Consider the following 7,185-nt stretch of genomic DNA (forward strand, 5'->3'; position numbering starts at 1 on the left):
ACGGCGCCCCGGGGTGTCTCGATAGGATGAGGCGTAAAGGATGCGTGGCCCCGGCCCGCGTCGGATTCGGCACAGGAAGAGGAGCGCGGCACACCATGTCCCACGGCACAAACGAGGGAGCCCTGTGGGGCGGACGCTTCTCTGGGGGCCCGGCGGACGCGCTAGCCGCGCTGAGCAAGTCAACGGACTTTGATTGGCGCTTGGCTCGCTACGACATTGCCGGCTCCAAGGCGCACGCGCGCGTGCTGCACACCGCCGCTTTGCTCAACGACGAGGAGCTGGAGGGCATGCTCCAGGCCCTTGAACAGTTGGACGCAGACGTGGTCTCGGGTGCCTACGTGGCCTCGGAGAGCGACGAGGACGTGCACGGTTCCCTCGAGCGCGGGCTCATTGAGCGTGCGGGCACGCAGTTGGGTGGCAAGCTGCGCGCCGGCCGCTCCCGCAATGACCAGATCGCCACGTTGGGCCGCATGTTCCTGCGAGACCACGCCCGGCTGATTGCCCGCGGTGTGATCGCCACGGTGGACGCGCTGGTGCAGCAGGCCAAGGCCCACCCGGACGCGCCCATGCCCGGGCGCACGCACCTGCAGCACGCCCAGCCCATCCTGCTCAGCCATCACCTGCTGGCCCACGCCTGGGCCCTGCTGCGGGATGTGCAGCGCTTGGCGGATTGGGATGCCCGCGCAGCCGTGTCCCCCTACGGCTCTGGTGCGCTCGCCGGAAATACCTTGGGGCTGGATCCCAACGCGGTGGCCGCAGAGCTCGGCTTTGACTCCGCCGTGTGGAACTCCATCGATGGGACCGCGTCCCGCGATGTGTTTGCCGAGTTCGGTTGGGTGTGCGCCATGATCGGCGTGGATCTGTCACGGATTTCTGAGGAAATCATCTTCTGGGCCACCAAGGAGGTGGGCTTCGTGAAGTTGCATGATTCCTACTCCACCGGGTCCTCGATCATGCCGCAGAAAAAGAACCCTGACGTTGCGGAGCTCACGCGCGGCAAGTCCGGCCGCCTGATCGGCGACTTGGCCGGCCTGCTGGCCACGCTGAAGGGCCTGCCGCTGGCGTACAACCGCGATCTGCAAGAGGACAAGGAGCCGGTGTTCGACGCCGCGGACACCCTTGAACTGCTGCTGCCGGCCGTCTCCGGTCAGATCGCAACCCTGACCTTCAATACCGCCCGCATGGCGGAGCTGGCGCCGCTGGGCTTTGCCCTGGCGACGGATATTGCCGAGTGGCTCGTGAAGCAGGGTGTGCCCTTCCGGGTGGCCCACGAGCTCTCCGGTGAGGCCGTGGCACTGGCTGAATCACGCGGCGTCGAGCTGTGGGATCTCACGGATGAGGACTATGCGGGCATCTCACCGGAGCTCACGCCCGCGCTGCGCTCGGTGCTCTCCACGGAGGGTTCGCTCAATGCCCGCGCCGGCCAGGGCGGAACGGCGCCGTCCGCTGTCGCCGCCCAGCTGGACGCGCTCACGCAGCAGCTGGACGCGGTGCGCGGCTACGCGGATGCCAGGCTGCAGGCGCAGACCTTTGGGCCCAGGTCGTAACCGGTGAGGCTCATGACGAAGGAAAATGTGCCAGAGTCCATCGAGGCCCTGCTGGATCGGCTCTGCGCCGTGATTCCGGACTACCCAGAACCCGGCATCTCCTTCAAGGACCTGACCCCGGTGTTTGCCGATGGCGAGGGGCTGCGCCGGGTGGTGGACGCGCTGGCGGCGCCGTTTGAGGGCCGTTTCGATGCGGTGGCGGGCATGGAGGCCCGCGGTTTCCTGCTGGCCTCCGCCGTGGCCTATGCCACGGGCACCGGCCTACTGACTGTGCGCAAGGGCGGCAAGCTCCCGCGGGAGGTGTTCCGCAGGGACTACGAGCTGGAGTACGGCAGCGCCTCCCTGGAGATTCACCAGGACGCTCTTAAGCCAGGCGCGCGAGTGCTGCTCGTGGATGACGTGTTGGCCACCGGCGGCACCATGGACGCAGCAGTGCAGCTCGTGGAGCAGGCCGGCGGCGCCGTGGCCGGCGTGGCCGTGGTCCTTGAACTGGATGGTCTGGGTGGCCGCGCCAAGTTGGCCGGCCGGGAGATCAACGCGCTGCAGCTGGCGTAGACCTACTGCTGAGCCTGCTTCTGCAGCTCCTCCATGGACATGACCTTGTCCGGATCCGGCGTGGCAAGGCTGTAGTCCTTGTCCCATTCGGAGATCACGTAGCTCTGTGTTCCCGAGGTTTCCTGGTAGGCCAGTGGGCGGTTGGAGCCGTCCGTGGCCACATACACCGTGACCTTTGAATCGGCGTACACGTGGGCGGGGGAGCCGTCGTATTCGCCCACTTTGGCGCTCATCTTGGTGCTGGGCTTGGGGGTGATCTTGACCAGCTCGTCACGGAGTCCGGCCAGGTTCAGGCTCTCCCCAAAGCTGCGCAGCATCTCGTCGGAGAGCAGCAAGTATTTATCTCCCACCAGCTTGGCGGTGGTCCCGGACTCGTCGCCCATCATCTCGGTGTACGCGGCCTCGTTGCCTTTCATGTAGGCCTTGCCGTCCACGCGCATCATCCTGAAGTCCACGTTCATGTCCGTCTGCTTCATGACAATCTCGAAGTCCCCGGTCTTGCTCACGGCCCCCTTGGCGCTCATGTCCATCTTCTGGTTGCCCTTGCCGGAGCCGCCGGTCACGGTCAGCGACTTCGCGTTCTTGAGGTTCTCCACGATGGCTGGAGCAACGCTGGACCAAGCCGGGGCGGCGGCCGATGCGGCGCTGGGGGCGGCGTTGTTCGCGGACGCCGAGCCTGGCATCCCGGAGGGCCCCGTCGAACCCGACTGGGCTGGGGCGCTGGCGGGATTGCTGGACGATGCAGCGGAGGTCGTCGGTGCTGACGATTCGCTGGACGCGCCGCCGCCGGCGCAGCCGCTGAGCACCACGGCGGAGGCCACCACGAGGGCTGCGAGTGACAGGGGCTTGAGGGACTTGCGCACGATGGGTCCTAGCTTCGTGAAAGACGCCCGGCTCGCGATGAGCGTGGACGAGGTGTGCGGCAAGCTTAGTCGCCCGGGTTCCCTCTGTGGGGCAAGGGGTAGGGCGTAGACTGATGCGTCTTGTTTCGATGGTGAGGGGAACGCGTTGGCTGACGAGCTGGAGCACGAGCGGGAGTATGTCCACCATCTCTACGGGCGCCTGGACGCTCTGCGGGATCAGAAGCGTGATCAGTTGGAGCGTGTGCGTTCAACGGGGGCCATTGGTTCGCGGCAGAACCAGTCGGAGCGCGATGCCTTCGCCACGCTGTATGAGGACCGGCTGGCGCAGCTGGACGCCGTGGAGGAGCGTCTGGCCTTTGGCCGGCTTGACCTGGATCAGGACCACGCGCAGGAGCCCAGCCGCTACATCGGTCGCATTGGCCTGACGGAGGATGACCAGACCCGGCTTCTGGTGGACTGGCGCGCCCCGGAGGCTGCCGCCTTTTACCAGGCAACGGCCTTTGATCGCCGCGGCGTGAGCCTGCGGCGCCACCTCACCTTGAAGCGCCGCGACGTGGTGTCGATCGAGGACGACGTCCTTGATCCGGAGCGGGCTCTGGCGGAGGGCTCAGGCCAGGGCGACGGCGCTCTGCTGGCTGCGCTGAACGCTCGCCGCACGGGGCGCATGGGTGACATTGTCGCCACGATCCAGGCCGAGCAGGACCGCATCATTCGCGCGCCGCTGCCGGGTGTGCTGGTGGTTCAGGGCGGCCCCGGCACGGGCAAGACCGCCGTGGCGTTGCACCGTGCCGCGTTTTTGCTCTACGAACAGCGCGAGCGCCTGCGCCGGGCCGGTGTGCTGGTGGTTGGCCCCTCGGATGCCTTCCTGCGCTACATCGATCGTGTCCTTCCCTCGCTCGGTGAGACCGGCGTGGTCATGTCCAGCCTCGGCAGGCTCTGGCCCGGGCTGGATGCGGCCCCGGAGCAGGAGCGCCACACCGCGCGGGTTAAGGGATCGTTGCGCATGGCGGAGGCCATCAAGGCAGCCGTGGCTCAGCGCCAGCGCGTCCCGGCCGGTCCGCGCACCGTGGTGGTGGAGGGGACCAAGCTGGTCCTCACCCCGCAGCAGGTGCGGCGGGCTCGCGACCGCGCTCGTCAGACTCACAAGCCCTACAACGAGGCGCGCGAGACCTTCGTGAAGATCCTGGTGCGGGAGCTGGCGGATCAGCTGCAAGCGGCGCTGGAGGCCAGCAGCGGCGGCGGCAACGACGCCGATCGGTCCTATTTGGCTGAGGATGTGCGTACCTCGGGTGACGTCCGCGTGGCACTGAACCTGTGCTGGATGCCCATGACGCCGCAGCGCCTGCTGGAGGGGATTTTCAGCGACGAACGGATTTTGCAGGCCGTCACCAAGGGCTGGAGCGAGAAGGACCGCGCCGCCCTGCGCCGCGAGCCGGGCCACGCCTGGACAGAGTCTGATGTGCCGCTGTTGGATGAGGCGGCGGATCTGCTGGGCCAGCTGGATCCCACGGCTGGTCGGGCCGCGGCTGAGCTGGAGGCCCAGCGCAAGCGCGACCTGGAAAACGCCGAGCAGGCGGTGCGCAATGTGCACGCGCAGCTCTCGGAGGAGGGCATCGAGGGTTTCATCGATGCCGAGTCCCTGGCCGGGTACAACGAGGTAGGAATCGGCCGTGCCACGGCGGCGGAGGCCGCCGCCGAGGATCGCACGTGGACCTACGGTCACGTCGTGGTGGACGAGGCCCAGGAGCTCTCTCCCATGCAGTGGCGCCTGCTGATGCGCCGCTGTCCCATCAAGTCCTTCACCGTGGTGGGTGACATGGCTCAGGCAGACGCCCCCGCGGCGTCGAGCAGTTGGGCGCAGGCCCTGGAGCCCTTCGTGGAGGACCGCTTCACGTTGGCGGAGCTCACGGTCAACTACCGCACGCCGCGCCAGGTCGTGGAGTTGGCGGAGCGCGTCGCGAGCGACGCCGGGCTGCGCTTCTCGCGCGGGCAGGCGGTGCGTGACGCGGAGCTGGAGACGGCGCTGATGACTGTGCCCGACGCCGCTGGGTTGGGTTCCGCGGTCATGGATCAGGTAGCGCTGAGCCTGGCGCAGGTCCCTGGCGGGCTGTGCGCCGTGGTCACGGCTGCGCAGGACGTGGACGCCCTGCGGGCCGCGGCCCAGGAGCGTTTTGCCGGGCGCGTGGGGGAGGGCGCGGGGGACGCGGCCAGCGGCAGAGATGTGCTGGTGCTGAGCGCCACCGAGGCCAAGGGCCTGGAATTCGACGCCGTGGTGGTGGCGGATCCGGGTGCCGTGGTGCGCGAGTCAGACGGGGTGGTGGGCAATCTGTATGTGGCGCTGACGCGCACCACCCAGCGGCTCGCCGTCGTGTCCGTGGGGCAGGACGCTCCGGCGGCTCTGCTTCAGTCGGCGCAATCCGCGCTCTCGGTCGCCGATTGATAGTCTTTCTCCCGTGACCAAGACTGAATCCGCCGTGGACCTGTCCGCGCAGCGTAACGACCAGACCTTTGCAAACGTCTTCCAGGAACTCAAGTGGCGCGGCTTTGTCCAGGTGTCCACGGATGAGGCGGAACTGGAACGAGTCCTCAGCGAAGAGTCCGTCACGTATTACTGCGGTTTTGATCCCACGGCAGCCAGCCTGCACCTTGGGCACCTGGTGCAGTTGCTCCTGATGCGCCGGCTGCAGTTGGCCGGGCACAAGCCGCTTGGCCTGGTCGGCGGGGCCACCGGCATGATCGGTGACCCGCGCCAGAGCAGCGAGCGGGTTCTGAACCCGGCGGAGCTGGTGCAGGAGTGGGTGCAGTCCCTGCGCGGACAGATTGAGCGCTTCCTCTCCTTTGAGGGAGAGAATGCGGCCCGCATGGTCAACAACCTTGACTGGACCGGGTCCATGTCGGCGCTGGAGTTCCTGCGAGACATCGGCAAGAACTTCCGCGTGGGCACCATGATGAAGAAGGACATTGTCGCCAAGCGCCTCAACTCAGATGAGGGCATCTCTTACACCGAGTTCAGCTACCAGATCCTGCAGGGCATGGACTACCTGGAGCTGTACCGCCGCTACGGCTGCACGGTGCAGACCGGCGGTTCCGATCAGTGGGGCAACCTGACCTCTGGTACCGAACTGGTGCGCAAGGTGGAAGGCAAGCACGTCAGCGCCCTCGGCACTCCGCTGATCACCAACTCGGACGGCACCAAGTTTGGTAAGTCTGAGGGCAACGCCATCTGGCTTGATCCCGAGCTGTGCTCGCCGTACGCGTTCTACCAGTTCTGGGTCAATACAGCGGATGCGGACGTGGTGGAGCGGCTCAAGATCTTCACGTTCCGCTCGCGTGAGGAGATCGAGACGCTGGCGCAGGCCGTGGCCGAGCGTCCCTTTGCCCGTGAGGCGCAAAAGGCCCTCGCGTTTGAGGTGACCGCTCTGGTGCATGGGGTGGAGGCGACCGAGCAGGTCATCGCCGCGTCCCAGGCATTGTTTGGTGGTGGCGATCTGGCCGGCATCGACGCGCAGACCGTGCAGTCCATGACCGCCGAGCTGCCGGCAGTTGCGGTGAGCCAGGGCGTGGGGATCGTGGAGTTGCTGACGAAGACGGGGCTCTCCGCGTCCAACTCGGAGGCGCGCCGGACCATCGCGGAGGGCGGCGCGTACGTGAACAACGTGAAAATCACGGATCCCGAGGCCACCTTTGGCACGGCGGATGCATTGCACGGGAGCACCCTGCTGGTGCGCCGCGGCAAGAAGAACTTGGCGGCTGCCCGGCTGGGCTGATGTTGTTTGGCTGCACTGGGCGGCCCGGCTGGAACACGCGAGTGGAGGGCGGTGACCAAGGGGTCACCGCCCTCCGCTGTGTCCGGCGGGTGCACCCGATTTGCGTCCGGCCAAAACCTCCTATAGAGTTCCATCTCGTTGCCGCAACGGCCGCAGGGATCACCCGGAAGGGAAGATCCGGCGGAGCGCGGACAACCACTCACCTCCTCGGACTTCTGGTCCAGGATTCATCGTGTCCCGGATCGGCGACAAGATGACGGCGAGGCGTACAGCACCTGAACGGTGGATTTGCGCAGCGACACGCGGTGGGATAAGCTGATCTAGCGCTTTCGAGTGAAACATTGTCCATCGGGATGATGCAGAGTCGGAAAGCGTCCGTTGTTTGAGAACTCAATAGTGTGCCAAGTTTGTTGACACCGTTTTATTTATTGAAGTGGTGTTTGTTTGTGTGTT

5 protein-coding genes are annotated in these 7,185 nt (G+C 66.6%); 4 read left to right on the plus strand and 1 reads right to left on the minus strand.

The features are described from left to right. Window positions 1-95: 95 nt before the first annotated feature. Together argH and DWQ67_RS07205 are read left to right on the plus strand one after the other, a co-directional pair. Window positions 96-1,547, plus strand: coding sequence for an argininosuccinate lyase (argH, locus tag DWQ67_RS07200; protein WP_121484890.1), 1,452 nt, complete (start codon window positions 96-98; stop codon window positions 1,545-1,547). 12 nt (window positions 1,548-1,559) lie between these two features. Then, a complete protein-coding gene (locus DWQ67_RS07205) occupies window positions 1,560-2,102 on the plus strand; it encodes an adenine phosphoribosyltransferase (protein ID WP_199712636.1) in 543 nt (180 codons plus the stop codon). Between the two features lie 2 nt (window positions 2,103-2,104). Here DWQ67_RS07205 and DWQ67_RS07210 read toward each other — a convergent pair whose 3' ends face one another. Continuing rightward, entirely contained in the window at window positions 2,105-2,965 is an 861-nt protein-coding gene (locus DWQ67_RS07210) for a hypothetical protein (RefSeq protein ID WP_147433645.1), read from the minus strand. 145 nt (window positions 2,966-3,110) lie between these two features. On the opposite strand from DWQ67_RS07210, the gene DWQ67_RS07220 reads away from it, so the two are divergent. Together DWQ67_RS07220 and tyrS are read left to right on the plus strand one after the other, a co-directional pair. Next, window positions 3,111-5,405 carry a HelD family protein gene (locus tag DWQ67_RS07220; protein ID WP_121484894.1) on the plus strand — a complete coding sequence of 765 codons (2,295 nt, stop codon included), beginning with the start codon at window positions 3,111-3,113 and terminating at the stop codon, window positions 5,403-5,405. Between the two features lie 13 nt (window positions 5,406-5,418). Continuing rightward, window positions 5,419-6,732 carry a tyrosine--tRNA ligase gene (gene tyrS / locus DWQ67_RS07225; RefSeq protein ID WP_199712637.1) on the plus strand — a complete coding sequence of 438 codons (1,314 nt, stop codon included), beginning with the start codon at window positions 5,419-5,421 and terminating at the stop codon, window positions 6,730-6,732. The last annotated feature ends 453 nt before the right edge of the window (window positions 6,733-7,185 follow it).

The sequence above is a fragment of the Galactobacter caseinivorans genome (assembly GCF_003640665.1).
In the GTDB taxonomy this organism is placed as follows: Bacteria; Actinomycetota; Actinomycetes; order Actinomycetales; family Micrococcaceae; genus Galactobacter; species Galactobacter caseinivorans.

What these genes read in the sequence shown, in the direction of transcription:
- DWQ67_RS07205 (WP_199712636.1), top strand. Translation starts at nt 1,560, where the DNA reads ATGACGAAGGAAAATGTGCCAGAGTCCATCGAGGCCCTGCTGGATCGG.
- argH (WP_121484890.1), top strand. Translation starts at nt 96, where the DNA reads ATGTCCCACGGCACAAACGAGGGAGCCCTGTGGGGCGGACGCTTCTCT.